The sequence below is a fragment of the Sphaerimonospora thailandensis genome, from assembly GCF_016863115.1.
GTDB lineage: Bacteria > Actinomycetota > Actinomycetes > Streptosporangiales > Streptosporangiaceae > Sphaerimonospora > Sphaerimonospora cavernae.
The window spans coordinates 53,139-66,250 of sequence record NZ_BOOG01000024.1; the positions used below are offsets into that span (position 1 = coordinate 53,139).

General features: G+C 68.8%; 13 protein-coding genes and 3 tRNA genes. 10 read left to right on the forward strand and 6 right to left on the reverse strand.

Features of this window, described 5'->3' with window-relative positions; genetic code table 11:
* Nucleotides 1-78 precede the first annotated feature (78 nt).
* Both Mth01_RS14520 and gltX read left to right on the forward strand, forming a co-directional pair.
* A complete protein-coding gene (locus tag Mth01_RS14520) occupies nt 79-849 on the forward strand; it encodes a fumarylacetoacetate hydrolase family protein (RefSeq protein ID WP_204016374.1) in 771 nt (256 codons plus the stop codon).
* Nucleotides 850-877: 28 nt separating this feature from the next.
* On the forward strand, nt 878-2,206 hold the full coding sequence (gene gltX / locus Mth01_RS14525) for a glutamate--tRNA ligase (protein ID WP_239089670.1): 1,329 nt from the start codon (nt 878-880) through the stop codon (nt 2,204-2,206).
* Here gltX and Mth01_RS14530 read toward each other — a convergent pair.
* Nucleotides 2,103-3,449 carry an MATE family efflux transporter gene (locus Mth01_RS14530; protein WP_204016376.1) on the reverse strand — a complete coding sequence of 449 codons (1,347 nt, stop codon included), beginning with the start codon at nt 3,447-3,449 and terminating at the stop codon, nt 2,103-2,105. The genes gltX and Mth01_RS14530 overlap by 104 nt on opposite strands.
* A 53-nt stretch (nt 3,450-3,502) precedes the next feature.
* Here Mth01_RS14530 and Mth01_RS14535 point away from each other — a divergent pair, with 53 nt between their 5' ends.
* Nucleotides 3,503-4,060 carry a PadR family transcriptional regulator gene (locus Mth01_RS14535; protein ID WP_204016377.1) on the forward strand — a complete coding sequence of 186 codons (558 nt, stop codon included), beginning with the start codon at nt 3,503-3,505 and terminating at the stop codon, nt 4,058-4,060.
* A 10-nt stretch (nt 4,061-4,070) separates the two neighbouring features.
* Here Mth01_RS14535 and Mth01_RS14540 read toward each other — a convergent pair whose 3' ends face one another.
* Entirely contained in the window at nt 4,071-6,050 is a 1,980-nt protein-coding gene (locus Mth01_RS14540; RefSeq protein ID WP_204016378.1) for a M3 family metallopeptidase, read from the reverse strand.
* A gap of 204 nt (nt 6,051-6,254) precedes the next feature.
* On the opposite strand from Mth01_RS14540, the gene Mth01_RS14545 reads away from it, so the two are divergent.
* The 3 genes from Mth01_RS14545 (at nt 6,255) to Mth01_RS14555 (ending at nt 6,567) form a co-directional block, all read left to right on the forward strand.
* Nucleotides 6,255-6,326: transfer RNA gene (locus tag Mth01_RS14545), tRNA-Gln, on the forward strand.
* A 57-nt stretch (nt 6,327-6,383) separates the two neighbouring features.
* A tRNA-Glu gene (locus tag Mth01_RS14550) sits at nt 6,384-6,459 on the forward strand.
* Nucleotides 6,460-6,494: 35 nt separating this feature from the next.
* Nucleotides 6,495-6,567, forward strand: a tRNA-Glu gene (locus Mth01_RS14555).
* A gap of 138 nt (nt 6,568-6,705) precedes the next feature.
* On the opposite strand, the gene Mth01_RS14560 is transcribed toward Mth01_RS14555, so the two are convergent.
* Both Mth01_RS14560 and Mth01_RS14565 read right to left on the reverse strand, forming a co-directional pair.
* Nucleotides 6,706-8,397 (reverse strand): hypothetical protein, encoded by a 1,692-nt coding sequence (locus tag Mth01_RS14560; RefSeq protein WP_204016379.1) that lies wholly within the window; start codon nt 8,395-8,397, stop codon nt 6,706-6,708.
* A 36-nt stretch (nt 8,398-8,433) separates the two neighbouring features.
* Nucleotides 8,434-9,150 (reverse strand): IclR family transcriptional regulator, encoded by a 717-nt coding sequence (locus Mth01_RS14565; protein ID WP_204016380.1) that lies wholly within the window; start codon nt 9,148-9,150, stop codon nt 8,434-8,436.
* A 137-nt stretch (nt 9,151-9,287) separates the two neighbouring features.
* On the opposite strand from Mth01_RS14565, the gene leuC reads away from it, so the two are divergent.
* Genes leuC through Mth01_RS14585 form a run of 4 tightly spaced genes read left to right on the forward strand, consistent with a single transcriptional unit; the run spans nt 9,288 to nt 11,897 of the window.
* Nucleotides 9,288-10,688 (forward strand): 3-isopropylmalate dehydratase large subunit, encoded by a 1,401-nt coding sequence (gene leuC, locus Mth01_RS14570; protein ID WP_204016381.1) that lies wholly within the window; start codon nt 9,288-9,290, stop codon nt 10,686-10,688.
* Between the two features lie 31 nt (nt 10,689-10,719).
* The gene (leuD, locus tag Mth01_RS14575) at nt 10,720-11,307 is read left to right on the forward strand and encodes a 3-isopropylmalate dehydratase small subunit (protein ID WP_204016382.1); all 588 of its coding nucleotides are present in this window, start codon (nt 10,720-10,722) and stop codon (nt 11,305-11,307) included.
* A complete protein-coding gene (locus Mth01_RS14580; RefSeq protein ID WP_204016383.1) occupies nt 11,286-11,546 on the forward strand; it encodes an SCO5555 family protein in 261 nt (86 codons plus the stop codon). The genes leuD and Mth01_RS14580 overlap by 22 nt, the downstream gene beginning before the upstream one ends.
* A gap of 51 nt (nt 11,547-11,597) precedes the next feature.
* The gene (locus Mth01_RS14585) at nt 11,598-11,897 is read left to right on the forward strand and encodes an HU family DNA-binding protein (RefSeq protein ID WP_204016384.1); all 300 of its coding nucleotides are present in this window, start codon (nt 11,598-11,600) and stop codon (nt 11,895-11,897) included.
* Between the two features lie 99 nt (nt 11,898-11,996).
* Here Mth01_RS14585 and Mth01_RS14590 read toward each other — a convergent pair whose 3' ends face one another.
* Together Mth01_RS14590 and Mth01_RS14595 are read right to left on the reverse strand one after the other, a co-directional pair.
* Nucleotides 11,997-12,200: a hypothetical protein gene (locus tag Mth01_RS14590; RefSeq protein ID WP_204016385.1), complete on the reverse strand. Its 204-nt coding sequence runs from the start codon at nt 12,198-12,200 to the stop codon at nt 11,997-11,999.
* 9 nt (nt 12,201-12,209) lie between these two features.
* Nucleotides 12,210-12,950: a TetR/AcrR family transcriptional regulator gene (locus Mth01_RS14595; RefSeq protein ID WP_204016386.1), complete on the reverse strand. Its 741-nt coding sequence runs from the start codon at nt 12,948-12,950 to the stop codon at nt 12,210-12,212.
* Nucleotides 12,951-13,112: the final 162 nt, after the last annotated feature.

Sequence of the window (13,112 nt, forward strand, 5' to 3'; positions counted from 1 at the left end):
CGGCACCACCATACGGAGGGGCACGCGGCCCGCTCGCCTCCGACACGGATCACCGGCCGGGCGTACTAGGCTCGTGACGTGCGTATCGCGAGGTTTTCCAAGGGCGACGGAGTCGCGTTCGGAGTGGTGGAAGAGGGCGAGCAGGTGATCGCCCACGTCGCGGGCCATCCCTTCGGCGGGGTCGAGTTCACCGGCGAGCGCTACCCGCTGGCGGAGGTCCGACTGGTCGCACCGATGCTGCCCAGCAAAATCATCGCGATCGGCAAGAACTACGCCGACCACGCCAGGGAGATGGGCGGCGAGCCGCCGGCCGAGCCGGTCGTCTTCCTCAAGCCCAGCACCTCGGTGGTCGGGCCGGGGGAGCCCGTCGCCTATCCGGAGAAGCTGTCGCAGCGGGTCGACTACGAAGGCGAACTGGCCGTCGTGATCGGCCGGCTGTGCCGTGACGTGCCGGCTGAGCGGGCCCATGATGTGATCTTCGGGTATACCTGCGCCAACGACGTGACCGCACGGGACCTGCAGTCCAGGGACGGCCAGTGGTCGAGGGCCAAGGGGTTCGACACGTTCTGCCCGTTGGGCCCGTGGATCGAGACCTCGCTCGACCCGGCCGACGTCGCGCTCACGACCACGCTCAACGGCGAGTTGCGGCAGAGCGCCCGCACCTCCCAGCTCCTGCATGACGTCCCCGCGCTCATCGCGTACGTGAGCGCGGTCATGACCCTGCTGCCGGGTGACGTCGTCCTGACCGGCACGCCGGCCGGAGTCGGCCCGATGTCCGTGGGCGACGAGGTGAGCGTCGGCATTGAAGGAATCGGAACTCTCACTAACCGGGTGATCTCACGTGATTAGGGTGCGCTTCGCCCCTTCGCCCACCGGCATGTTCCATGTCGGGGGCGCCCGCTCCGCGCTGTTCAACTGGGCTTTGGCCGAACAGTCCGGCGGCAAGTTCGTGCTCCGCATCGAGGACACCGACGCCGCGCGCAACCGGCCGGAGTGGACCGAGGGGATCATCTCGGCCCTGGCCTGGATCGGCATCAACGGCGACTCGCCGAACTTCGAGGGGCCCTATTTCCAGTCAGCCTACGAGCAGCAGCACCGCGAGGCGGCGGCACGGCTGCTCAAGGACGGCAAGGCCTACCACTGCACGTGCACGCGGGACGACGTGAAGGCCAGGACCGGCTCTGAGCACCAGGGCTACGACGGCCACTGCCGGGACCTGGGCCTGGCCGAGGGCGCGATCCGGTTCCGCAGCCCGGATGAGGGCGTGACCGTGCTGGACGACCTGGTACGCGGGCGGGTGGAGTTCCCGAACGCGTCGATAGAGGACTTCGTCATCGTGCGCGGCGACGGGTCGCCGCTGTTCATCCTCGCCAACGTCGTCGACGACATGGAGATGCGGATCAGCCACGTGGTCCGCGCCGAGGAGCACCTGTCGAACACGCCCAAGCAGCAGCTCCTGTGGGAGGCGCTCGGCGTACGGCCTCCGGTGTGGGCGCACGTGCCGGTCATCGTCAACGAGAAGCGGCAGAAGCTGTCCAAGCGCCGTGACAAGGTCGCGCTGGAGTCCTATCGGGACGAGGGCTACCTCGCGGAGGCGATGGTCAACTACCTCATGCTGCTCGGCTGGGGGCCCGGCGACGACCGGGAGATCATGCCGTGGTCGGAGATGATGCCGCTGTTCCGGCTGGAGGACGTGAACCCGTCGCCGGCGTTCTTCGACGAGAAGAAGCTGCGCGCCTTCAACGGCGAGTACATCCGGGCACTGCCGCTGGAGGTCTTCATCGGCCGCTGCGAGCCGTGGCTCGACCCGTCCTGGGATCGGAGTGTGTTCGCCAGGGTCGCGCCCCTGGTCCAGACCCGGGTGGCCGTCCTGTCCGAGGTCACGGCCAACGTCGACTTCCTCTTCCTCGAACAGCCCGTCTTCGACCAGGCGTCGTGGGACAAGGGCATGAAGCCGGGCGCGGCGGAGATCCTCGCCGGGTACGCCGAGCGGCTGGAGTCGGTCAACTGGGATCCCGAGTCGCTGAAGTCCTCCCTGGAGGAGGTCGGCACAGCCCACGGGCTCAAGCTCGGCAAGGCCCAGGCCCCGGTGCGGGTGGCGGTCACCGGCAGGACCGTGGGCCTTCCGCTGTTCGAGTCGATCGAGGTCCTCGGCCGCGAGCGCGCTCTCGACCGGCTCCGTACGGCTCTCGCCAAGCTCTCCTGACCGTCATGGCCGCGAGCGTGAGCGTCGCGCCCGCGGCCATGGCGAGCCACACGCCGGTGATGCCGATCGGACGGCTCAGCGAGTATGCGAGGGGCAACTGTACGGCGAATCCCGCCAGCGTGGCGGCGAGCAGCCTGCCGCCCTTTCCGCTCGCCTGGAGCACGCCGCCCATGGCGATGAGCCCGCCGAACGGCACCAGGTAGAGCGTCATGCACCGGAGGAACCAGACGGCTTCGACGGTGACTGCGGGATCGTCGCTGAACAGGCCGATCAGCGGTGAAGCCGAAAGGTTGAGGAGGAGGGCGGTGCCCAGCCCCGCTGCCAGACCGAGCCGCAGCGCTGATCCGGCGGCCGCGCCGTCACCGTCCGTCCTCGCAGTGCTGATCATGGCTGCCTGGCGCAGGGCGTAGAAGACCATCGTCCCGGCCAGCATGATCTTCAGGCCGATGCCGTAGCCGGCCAGCGCGGCGACCCCGTGGCCGCCCACTATCCCGGCCATGACCATGCCGACCAGGCTGCGTGCCAGGAAGTCGACGGACATCGGCAGGCCCGTTCGCAGGATCGTCGCGGCTTCGCGAAGGTTCGTTCCGCCCTGTCGCGCATCGCGCGCGGCATGCCGTCGCGGCCGTCGCCGCAATCGCCGTACGAGCAGAGCGATCGCGACTGCGAGCGAGACCGTGCGGGCGAGCACGGTGGCCAGGGCGGCCCCGGGCACGCCGAGATCGAGGCCGTAGATGAGCAGGGGATCGAGTGCGATTACCAGGCCGTTGCAGAGCAGTGCGGTCCGCATTGGCGTCCTGGTGTCGCCTAAGCCCTTGAAGACGCCGTCCACCAGCGTCTGGGCGAAGAAGGCGGGAAGACCGGCGAGCGACACCAGGTAGAAGTCCGCGGCGAGCCCCGCCGTCGCGGCGTCGTCGGTGAAGAGCCGCGCCAGCGGCTCGCGCAGCAGGACTCCGGGCACCGGCACGGCGACGCTGTAGGCCGCCCACAGTCCCCACGAAGTGCCGATCAGCGGACCGAGCGGGGCCGTGCCGTCCCGTCTGCCGATCAGCACCGTCGTGCCGGTGGTGAGGGCCAGGATCGCCCCCAAGGCCAGATGTTCGGTGGTGGTGGCGATCGTGACGGCGGACACCGCCTCGCTGCCCAGGCCGGAGACCCAGAAGGTGTCGATCAGGCCGACCGCGACGACCGCGGTGAGCAACTCGATGTAGACGGGTAGTGCCAGGCGGACGAGTTTGGGCATCTTATCCTCGATTCGAGTTATCTCGATTAGAGGTATAGCGATACGATGTGCCCATGGCAAGTGGAGACCTGGCGCTCACGATCCTCGGCTTTCTCGCGGAGGAGCCGATGCACGGATATGAGCTGAAGCAACGGATCGCCGAGCTGAGCGGGCACGTGCGTCCGGTGAGTGATGGGGCGCTCTATCCTGCGATCGTCCGCCTGGAGAAGAGCGGCATGCTGAACCGGCGTGAGGAGGAGGGCTCGGGAGCCGCTCCTCGCCAGGTGCTGGCCCTCACCGAGACGGGCCGAGAGGAACTGGTGCGCCGCCTGTGCGAGCCGTCGGACCTTGAGATCAGCGACCGGTCGCGGTACTTCACCCTACTCGCGTTCCTCTCGGTGATCCCGGCGGAGGAACAGGTCAGAGTGCTTCGCAGGCGGCTCGGCTTCCTGGAGACGCCTGCGAGCTTCTTCTATCGTTCCGGCAGCCCGGTCAAGGCCGCGGAGACCACGGACCGCTTCCGCCGGGGCATGCTCGTCATGGCGCAGGCGATCTCCACGGCGGAGAAGGAATGGCTGAGGTCGACCATCGCCGAGCTCGAGACCGGTCCTCCCGCCGCTTCGTCATCCTAAGCCCGAACGGTCACAGGAGGCCGCGGCGGGCGAGCAGGGGGGTGATCTCGGGGTCCCGGCCCCGGAACGCGCGGAAGGCGGCCATCGGGTCGACGCTGCCGCCCTTGGACAGCAGTTCCCGGCGGAACCGGTCGCCGTTCTCGCGCAGCAGCCCGCCGTTCTCGTTGAACCATTCGACGGTGTCGGCGTCGAGGACCTCGCTCCAGATGTAGGAGTAGTAGCCCGCGCTGTAGCCGCCCGCCCAGATGTGGGAGAAGTACGTGCTGCGGTAGCGCGGCGGCACGGCGGGCAGGTCCACGCCGGCGTCCGCGAGCGCCTTCGTCTCGAACGCCGCGGGGTCCTCGCCGGAGTATTCCGTGTGCCACGCCCAGTCGAGGAGCGTGGCGGCCAGGTACTCGACCGTGGCGAACCCCTGGTTGAACTTCTGTGACTCCAGCAGCCGCTCGACGAGCTCCTGCGGCATCGGCTCGCCCGTCTCGTAGTGCTTCGCGTAGTTGGCCAGGATCTCGGGGTGGGTCGCCCACATCTCGTTCACCTGGGAGGGATACTCGACGAAGTCGCGCGGCACCGCCGTACCCGAAAAGCGCGGGAAGCGCACATCCGAGAACAACGCGTGCAGGGCATGCCCGAACTCGTGGAACATCGTGTTGACCTCGTCGAACGTCATCAGCGTCGGCTCGCCCTTGACGATGTTGAGGTTGTTCACGACGACCGGCCGGGCGCCCTCCAGGGCCGACTGCCTGACCAGGCTGTTCATCCACGCGCCGCCCCGCTTGGAGGCCCGGGCGTGGAAGTCGCCGAGGAACAGGCCGAGCGGCGCGCCGTCGGAGTCGAACACCTCGAAGACCCGCACGTCCGGGTGATAGCCGGCCAGGTCCTTCCGTTCGGTGAAGGTGATCCCGTAGAGCCGCGTGGCCGCGTAGAAGACGCCCTTCTCCAGGACGGCGTTCAGCTCGAAGTACGGCCGCAGGCGGGCGCCGTCGATGTCGTAGCGCGCCTCACGGGCCTTCTCCGCGTAGAAGGCCCAGTCCCAGGGCCGTACGGCATGGCCGGCGAGCTCCTCGAGCTCCGCCTGCTCCCTGCGCGCGTTCGCCACGGCCGGCGGGACGAGCTTGGCCAGCATCTCGGTGACGGCCCCGGTGGTCCCCGCCGTCTGGTCCGCCAGGACGTACTCGGCATGGTCGGCGTAGCCGAGCAGCCGCGCCCGCTCGCGCCGCAGCAGCGCCATCTCTCTGATCAGCTCGGCGTTGGCCGCACCGCGCCCGATAGAGGCGGTGTGGACGCGTTCGCGCAGCGACCGGTCGGTCAGCGAGGCGAGCGACGGCTGGCCGGTCGGCAGCACCAGCGTGATCACATGCTTGCCGTCCAGGCCGCGCTCCCTGGCCGTCTCGGCGAGCCCCCGGACCGCGTCCTCGGTCAGGCCGTCGAGCTCGGCCGCGTCATCGGCCACGACCGCGCGGTCGTTCGTGTCGGCGAGGAGGTTCTGCTGGAAGGTCGTCGCCAGCTCCGACAGCCGCTCGTTGAGCCCCCTGAGCCGTTCCTGGTCAGCCGCGTCGAGCAGGGCGCCGGCCCGGGTGAAGTCGGTGAGGTAGCGGTCGAGCAGCCACCGCTCCTCCTCACCGCCCACCGCCACGGCGCGGATGCGGGCGAACAGCTTCGCATTCAGGTGTACGGCGTCCGCGTGCTTGGCCAGCCTGGGGGTGACGTCCTGCTGGATCTTCTGGATGCCGGGGGTGGCGTCGGAGGACGCCCGGTTGAAGAAGACGGCGCTGACCCGGTCGAGCAGGGCGCCCGCCCGCTCCAGGGCCTCGATCGTGTTCTCGAACGTCGGCCGCTCCGGATTGTCCGCGATCGCCGCGACCTCGGCGAGGTGCTCGGCCATGCCCTGCTCGAAGGCCGGGACGTAGTGCTCCTCCCTGATCAGTTGGAAGGGCGGCAGCCCGTAGGGCAGGTCACTGGGGCTGAGGAACGGGTTCTCGGCCGGGTTCATCTGCGGCGGCTCCTTGGTGTCCGGCGGTGTGTCCGAGCGTACGACCGGCCGTCTCGTGGACGGCCGGCGCCGTGTGCTCTCAGCCTCGCACAACCATCACCCACGACGATGTCGCGCGGCGCGCGGCAATCGTTTTGGTAGTGGGTCCCAAGCTGGGCTATCCTTTCGGAGTCGCAAGCGGGGCGCTGAGTCCGGCAAGCGGATTGGGGTATGGGGTAATTGGCAGCCCGACGGATTCTGGCTCCGTTAGTCTAGGTTCGAGTCCTGGTACCCCAGCTGGATCCCCCCAAGGGATTCGGTTGGAAAATCGCAGAGATGCGACACACAGTGCATGGTCCCGTCGTCTAGTGGCCTAGGACGCCGCCCTCTCAAGGCGGTAACGGCGGTTCGAATCCGCTCGGGACTACCACTGTGAGGTAGCACACGCTGCAGATGCATCATGAAGGCTCCGTCGTCTAGTGGCCTAGGACGCCGCCCTCTCAAGGCGGTAGCGCCGGTTCGAATCCGGTCGGGGCTACATGAGCGGAACCCCCGGCACCTCACGGTCCGGGGGTTTTCGCGTTCCAGGGGATGCGGCACGGTCACGCCGACCGCGTCCCGCTCGGTGCTCCTGAGCGGGACGCCTGCCGATCGTGCCGGTCCTTCCCGAGTAGCCTCAGCTCCCCGATCGGGCCTTGAACAGGGCGCGCTTGGCGGCTTTGCTCACCTGCTTGTCGGGGTGCGCCTCGGCGATGGCCTCCAGCAGCTCCTCCAGATGCGGGTGCCGGGTCTTCCAGATGCCGTCGAGGATTCCGATGAGCTTCTGCGTCTCGACCTCGTGCAGGCTGGCCACGAACTCGGCCCGCCCGAGATCGTTGGCGATCGTCCACATGTCGAGGATCAGCCAGTGCACGTCGGTGGGCGTCGGCTCAGGCGCGCCCTCGACCCCCATCTGGGTCAGGTGGGTCGCGGCGTACGGCCGCAGCGACGGCTCCTTGGCCGCCTCGTGCCAGGCCGGCACCGCCGCGTCGCCGAGAGAGCCGACCAGGCTGGCGGCCTGGACGCGGACCAGCGCGTCGGACTCGTCCTCAGCGGCGGCCGCGAGCAACTCGGAGGCGGCCTGGGCGGGGGTGCGCAGGGCGAGCCACGCCGCGAACTCGGCGTCCGCCTCCTCATCCGTCATGTCGGGGCTGAACGACAGCAGATCGAGCGCGGTCATCGCGTCGATCGCGGGCCGGGCGTCCACCTCGATGTCCTCGTCGTCGAGCAGATGCACCACGCCGTCGGCGCCGAGCGGCGTCAGTGAGATCACGCCGTCGTCGACACCGACCATGCCGTACCCGCTCAGCCAGGCCACAACGGAAGCGAGCGGATCACCGGCGGCGGCCCAGGCGTCCAAGCCGAGATCGTCATACTCTGACACGGCCTGGGTCAGCTCTTCGCGAAGATCGGCCAGCGTCCGCGAGCCGCTGCCCCGCAGCAGTTGGATCAGCAGCGCGCGGGTCAGCCCGGACAGCGCCAGCGTCAGATCGTCGTCGTCGAGCTCCGGGTCGCCGTAGTCGATCGAGTGCAGGCCGGTCGTCCACACGTCGAGGGCGTCCTCGTCGTCCTCGAAGGGCCAGGCGGATGTGTCGGGGTCGACGCTGACCGTGTCGTCCCCGTCCGGGGCGAGGAACTCCAGGTCGATGGCGAGGTTCCAGACGTTCCACAGATACTGCGCGTCCGGCAGGCCGAGCGCTCGTACGGCCTCGTTCACCTCGTCGTCGGACAGGAGAGCCTCCACACCCACCTTGCGGCCGGTCCCGACCCACAGCGCCAGATCGCGAGCCTGGGCGATGAGTGCGACCCCGCGGGCGGCCTCGGCCAGTTCGGCGTCGGAACGCAGCCGGATCGTGGGCAGCGCCGCGATCTCGTCGGCGAACGGCTCGAAGTCGCCCAGACTCTCGCCGACCTCGTCGAGCTCGTCATCGTCGTCCCAGGGGTTCCCGTCCAGGATGTCCTCCATCGCCTCGATGAAGTCGTCCTCGATGTCGTCGAGCTCGGCGAGCAGGGCGTCGAGGGACGCGGAGCCGGGCGCCAGCCGTCCGGTCGACGACAGGAACGTCAGGTAGGACCGGATCGCCGACGCCAGCCCGTCGGCGGCCGCCTCGGGGTCTTCCACCGCTTTGGGCATGTGCTCGAGCAGCACGGTGCGCAGGTCACCGCGCTTCCACAAGCCGGCATCGTCGCGGACGGCCAGGCGGTGCCACAGCGCGGCGGGTCCCACGAGCTCGGGATCGCTGCCCGGTGCGTTGTCCGGCACCCAGAGAATGAATTCTTGGAGCAGGGGACGCAGTTCAGCGGCGGCTGCCTCGATGCGATCGGTCACCCCGCCAGCCTAGGCCCATTGGTGCTCCGGCTCTAATCAGTTTGCCCGCCGCATCGCTTCCGTGATCCGTTCGGCGGCGGCCACCACCGGACCGGCGTGCATCCGCCCGGGCGTGCGCGTGAGACGCTCGATCGGCCCGGACACGGAGATGGCCGCGATGACCTTGCCGCCCGAGCCGCGGATCGGAGCCGAGACGCTGGCGACGCCCTGCTCGCGCTCGCCGATGCTGTGCGCCCAGCCCCTCCTGCGTACGCTCGACAGCGTCGTGGCGGTGAACTTGGCGCCGCGCAGGCCGCGGTGCAGCCGGTCCGGGTCCTCCCAGGCGAGCAGGATCTGCGCCGCCGACCCCGCGCCCATGGGCAGCGCCGAGCCGACGGGCACGGTGTCGCGCAGCCCGCTGGTGCGCTCGGCCGCGGCCACGCAGACCCGCTCGTCCCCCTGGCGGCGGTAGAGCTGGGCGCTTTCGCCGGTGAGGTCGCGGAGTTGGGTGAGCACCGGACCCGCCACGGCGAGCAGCCGGTCCTCGCCGGCGGCCGTGGACAGTTCGGACAGCCGGGGCCCGAGGACGAAACGCCCCTGCGTGTCACGGGAGACGATGCGGTGGTACTCGAGCGCGACCGCCAACCGGTGGGCGGTCGGCCGGGCCAGGCCGGTCGCCTGGACGAGCTGTGCCAGGGAAGCGGGGCCCGCCTCCAGTGCGTTGAGTACGAGAACCGCCTTGTCGAGTACTCCGACCCCGCTAGAGTTGTCCATACCCCGATACTGCCGTCTCGATATCCGAGATGCAAACGCAATAGGGGAAATCAGCATATAAAGTGTCCATATCCCGATATTTCTGTCTCGTCATTCGAGACACAGCCCGGGGGCCGAGCGCAAGGAGGCGTTTCACCATGGGTCGCACACCGACGGGTCGCACACTGGCCGAGAAAGTCTGGGAGCAGCACGTCGTACGGCGTGCCGAGGGCGAGCCCGACCTGCTCTACATCGACCTCCACCTCGTCCACGAGGTGACCAGCCCGCAGGCGTTCGACGGCCTGAGGCTCGCCGGCAGGAAGGTGCGCCGCCCCGATCTGACGATCGCCACCGAGGACCACAACGTCCCGACCGTGCTGGGGCCCATCTCCGACCCGGTGTCGCGCACCCAGGTCGAGACCCTGCGCAAGAACGCCGCGGAGTTCGGCGTCCGACTGCACCCGATGGGTGACGCGGGCCAGGGCGTGGTGCACATCATCGGCCCGCAGTTCGGCCTCACCCAGCCCGGCATGACGATCGTCTGCGGCGACTCCCACACCTCGACGCACGGCGCGTTCGGGGGCATCGCGTTCGGCATCGGCACCTCCGAGGTCGAGCACGTGCTGGCCACTCAGACGCTGCCCGCCTACCGGCCCAAGACGATGGCCATCGAGGTCAAGGGCGACCTGCCGGTCGGCGTCACCGCCAAGGACCTCATCCTCGCCATCATCGCCAAGATCGGCACCGGCGGCGGCCAGGGCCACATCGTGGAGTACCGCGGTGAGGCCATCCGCAAGCTCTCCATGGAGGGCCGCATGACGATCTGCAACATGTCGATCGAGGCCGGCGCCCGGGCGGGCATGATCGCTCCGGACGAGACCACCTTCGAGTACCTGCGCGGCCGTCCGCACGCGCCCACCGGAGCCGCCTGGGACCAGGCCGTCGAGTACTGGAAGACCCTGCGCACCGACGACGACGCCGTGTTCGACAAGGTCGTCGAGATCGACGCCTCGACGCTGACGCCGTTCGTCACGTGGGGCACCAACCCGGGGCAGGGTGTACCGCTCGGCTCGGCCGTACCCTCTCCCGAGGACTTCGCCGACTCCGTCGAGCGGGCGGCGGCCGAGCGCGCGCTGGAGTACATGGGCCTCGCCGCGGGCACCCCGCTGCGCGACGTCGAGGTCGACACGGTCTTCGTCGGCTCCTGCACGAACGGACGGCTGGAGGACCTGCGGGCCGCCGCCGAGATCCTGCGCGGTCGCAAGGTCGTCACCCGCACGCTGATCGTGCCCGGCTCGATGCAGGTCAAGAAGGCCGCGGAGGAGGAGGGCCTGCACGAGGTGTTCAAGGCCTCCGGCGCCGAGTGGCGTGAGGCGGGCTGCTCGATGTGCCTGGGCATGAACCCCGACACGCTGGGGCCCGGTGAGCGCAGCGCCTCGACCTCCAACCGCAACTTCGAGGGCCGCCAGGGCAAGGGCGGCCGCACGCACCTCGTGTCGCCGGCCGTCGCCGCCGCGACCGCGGTCACCGGCCGCCTGACCGCCCCCGCCGACCTCTGACCCGCCTCCTTCGGACCCAGGAGAGACCATCATGGACGCCTTCACCACGCACACCGGCCGGGCCGTACCGCTGCGACGCAGCAACGTCGACACCGACCAGATCATCCCGGCCGTGTGGCTCAAGCAGGTCAGCCGCACCGGCTTCGAGAAGGGCCTGTTCTCCGCCTGGCGGGAGGACCCGTCCTTCGTCCTGAACGACCCCGCCTACGCGGGGGCCACGATCCTCGTCTCCGGTCCGGACTTCGGCACCGGATCGTCCCGCGAGCACGCCGTCTGGGCCCTCCAGCAGTACGGCTTCCGTGTCGTGATCTCCTCGCGGTTCGGTGACATCTTCCGGAACAACTCCACGAAGATGGGTCTCCTGCCGGTCGTGCTGCCGGAGGACGTCGTCGGGCGTCTGCAGGCGGCGGTCGAGGCCGACCCGGCCACCGAGGTCACCGTGGACCTGGCCGAGCGGCAGGTGCGCTTCGGCGACGTCGCCGCATCCTTCGAGATCGACGACTACACGCGCTGGCGGCTCATGGAGGGCCTGGACGACATCGGCCTGACCCTGCGTCACGCGGACGACATCGAGGTGTACGAGAATGGACGGCAGCCATGGCTGCCGACGACCGTCTGAGCGAGGCCCAGACCCCGGAGGACCGACTGGCGCGGCGACTGCGTGATGCGCATCGCCACGTCAGGGCGTTAGCCTTGCCACAGGAGGAGAAAGCCCGCCTCACGCGACGGCTGCTCTCGATCTGTGACGTGGCAAAACGGGACATAGCCCACGCGGCCGATCGGCTGGACGTCTTCATCGCCTATCTGGACGGCAGATCCGACACGCCGAGCAGGCGAAACTTGCCGCCCGGTGATTGAGTCCCGAGACCTCGTCCCCTAATTTCAAGCGCGTAAGGGGGAGGGAACCAAATGAACAAGAAGGAACTCGTCGAGGCGATCACTGATCGCGTCGGTGACAAGAAGACGGCGACCGAGGCGGTCAACGCCGTTCTCGACGCGATCCAGAACGCCGTCGCCAGCGGTGACAAGGTCTCGATCACCGGCTTCGGCGCCTTTGAGATGGTGCACAAGCCCGCTCGTACGGCTCGCAACCCTTCGACCGGTGACCCCATCAAGGTCGAGGAGAGTTGGGCGCCCAGGTTCCGCCCTGGCGCCGAGTTCAAGGAGCAGGTCAACGCCGGCGGTAAGGCGTCGGCAAAGAAGAGTTAGCCATCGGCCGGAACAAGAACGACCTCGAACGGCGCCCGGATGATCTTTCCGGGCGCCGTTCGTCGTATCGCGGCCGGCTCAGGGTGTGGGGAACGCCGGTCATCGGGGTGTGGGGAACGTCGAGAGCGTGACGTAGGTGACGCGCCCGGCCGCGAGGACGATGTTGACCCGCTGCCCGGAGCGCAGGTGCCGCAGCGGTCCCGCGTCGAACGCCTCCGCGTCGAACGGCATCTCCGTACCGTCATCGAGGAACACCGAGCCCGAACGCGTCTCGGGTTCGAACACCTTGACCGTGGCCTGCACGCGATCAGCCTACCCGTGCTCGCGTGGCATGTTCTGATCGCCGATGTACGAGGCGAGGCCGCGGAGGATGATCTCGAGACCGAGGTCGTACCGGTAGTCGTTGGACTCGTCCACCATCAGCTCGGCCAGTCTCACCATGTTCGGGAACCGGTCCGGAGGAAGGGAGGCGAAGTAGCCGCGGATCTCGTCGCGCATCGCCTCCCACGACCTGACGTCCGTGTCCCGGTAGCGCTCGGCCCACATGCCTTCCTCCAGGACGAATCCGTTCACGTACGTCGACAGCAGGTCGCCGGCGATCGCCGTCACCCGGTCGGGCAGGCCGGCCGCGCTCAAGAGGGCGAGGAGCCGTTCCATGTGGGGGAGCAACTCGGGTGAGAAGGGGACATTGCCCATCGAGATCCGTGCCGCGTCACGGTGGCGCTTCAGCCGGTCCCGGCTCTGCGAGGCGTACTCCCTGATCTGCTGCTGCCAGCGGGCGGGATCGGGATCGGGCACCTCGGCACCGTCGAACAGGCGGTGGTACATCAGCTCCAGCAGGTCGTCCTTGCCGCTGATATGGGCGTACAGGGCTGAGACGGCCACGCCCAGTTCGGCCGCCACCTGGCGCATGCTCAGCCGGTCGTAGCCCTCCCGGTCGAGGACGACGAAAGCGGCCTCGACGATCCGGTCGCGGGTCAGGGGGATCCGGGCCGGGGCCGGGCGCCTGCGCGGACGCTCCCATGGCGGTGTGGGCATGTCCTTCTCGCTCATCTTCCGAGCCTCCCGCTCTCCCCGGGACATCGTAGTGAACGGTGCTACCACGAGGTGAACACTGCTCGCACCTTCACGATATATCTTGTCATCCCCACGAATGAGATATATCGTGTGTACGGATTTGCGCTGAACACTGTTCTCTCAGAGAACAGTGTTCAT

What these genes read in the sequence shown, in the direction of transcription:
- gltX (WP_239089670.1), top strand. Translation starts at nt 878, where the DNA reads ATGTTCCATGTCGGGGGCGCCCGCTCCGCGCTGTTCAACTGGGCTTTG.
- Mth01_RS14530 (WP_204016376.1), bottom strand. Translation starts at nt 3,449, where the DNA reads ATGCCCAAACTCGTCCGCCTGGCACTACCCGTCTACATCGAGTTGCTC.
- Mth01_RS14535 (WP_204016377.1), top strand. Translation starts at nt 3,503, where the DNA reads ATGGCAAGTGGAGACCTGGCGCTCACGATCCTCGGCTTTCTCGCGGAG.
- Mth01_RS14540 (WP_204016378.1), bottom strand. Translation starts at nt 6,050, where the DNA reads ATGAACCCGGCCGAGAACCCGTTCCTCAGCCCCAGTGACCTGCCCTAC.
- Mth01_RS14565 (WP_204016380.1), bottom strand. Translation starts at nt 9,150, where the DNA reads ATGGACAACTCTAGCGGGGTCGGAGTACTCGACAAGGCGGTTCTCGTA.
- leuC (WP_204016381.1), top strand. Translation starts at nt 9,288, where the DNA reads ATGGGTCGCACACCGACGGGTCGCACACTGGCCGAGAAAGTCTGGGAG.
- leuD (WP_204016382.1), top strand. Translation starts at nt 10,720, where the DNA reads ATGGACGCCTTCACCACGCACACCGGCCGGGCCGTACCGCTGCGACGC.
- Mth01_RS14580 (WP_204016383.1), top strand. Translation starts at nt 11,286, where the DNA reads ATGGCTGCCGACGACCGTCTGAGCGAGGCCCAGACCCCGGAGGACCGA.
- Mth01_RS14585 (WP_204016384.1), top strand. Translation starts at nt 11,598, where the DNA reads ATGAACAAGAAGGAACTCGTCGAGGCGATCACTGATCGCGTCGGTGAC.
- Mth01_RS14595 (WP_204016386.1), bottom strand. Translation starts at nt 12,950, where the DNA reads ATGAGCGAGAAGGACATGCCCACACCGCCATGGGAGCGTCCGCGCAGG.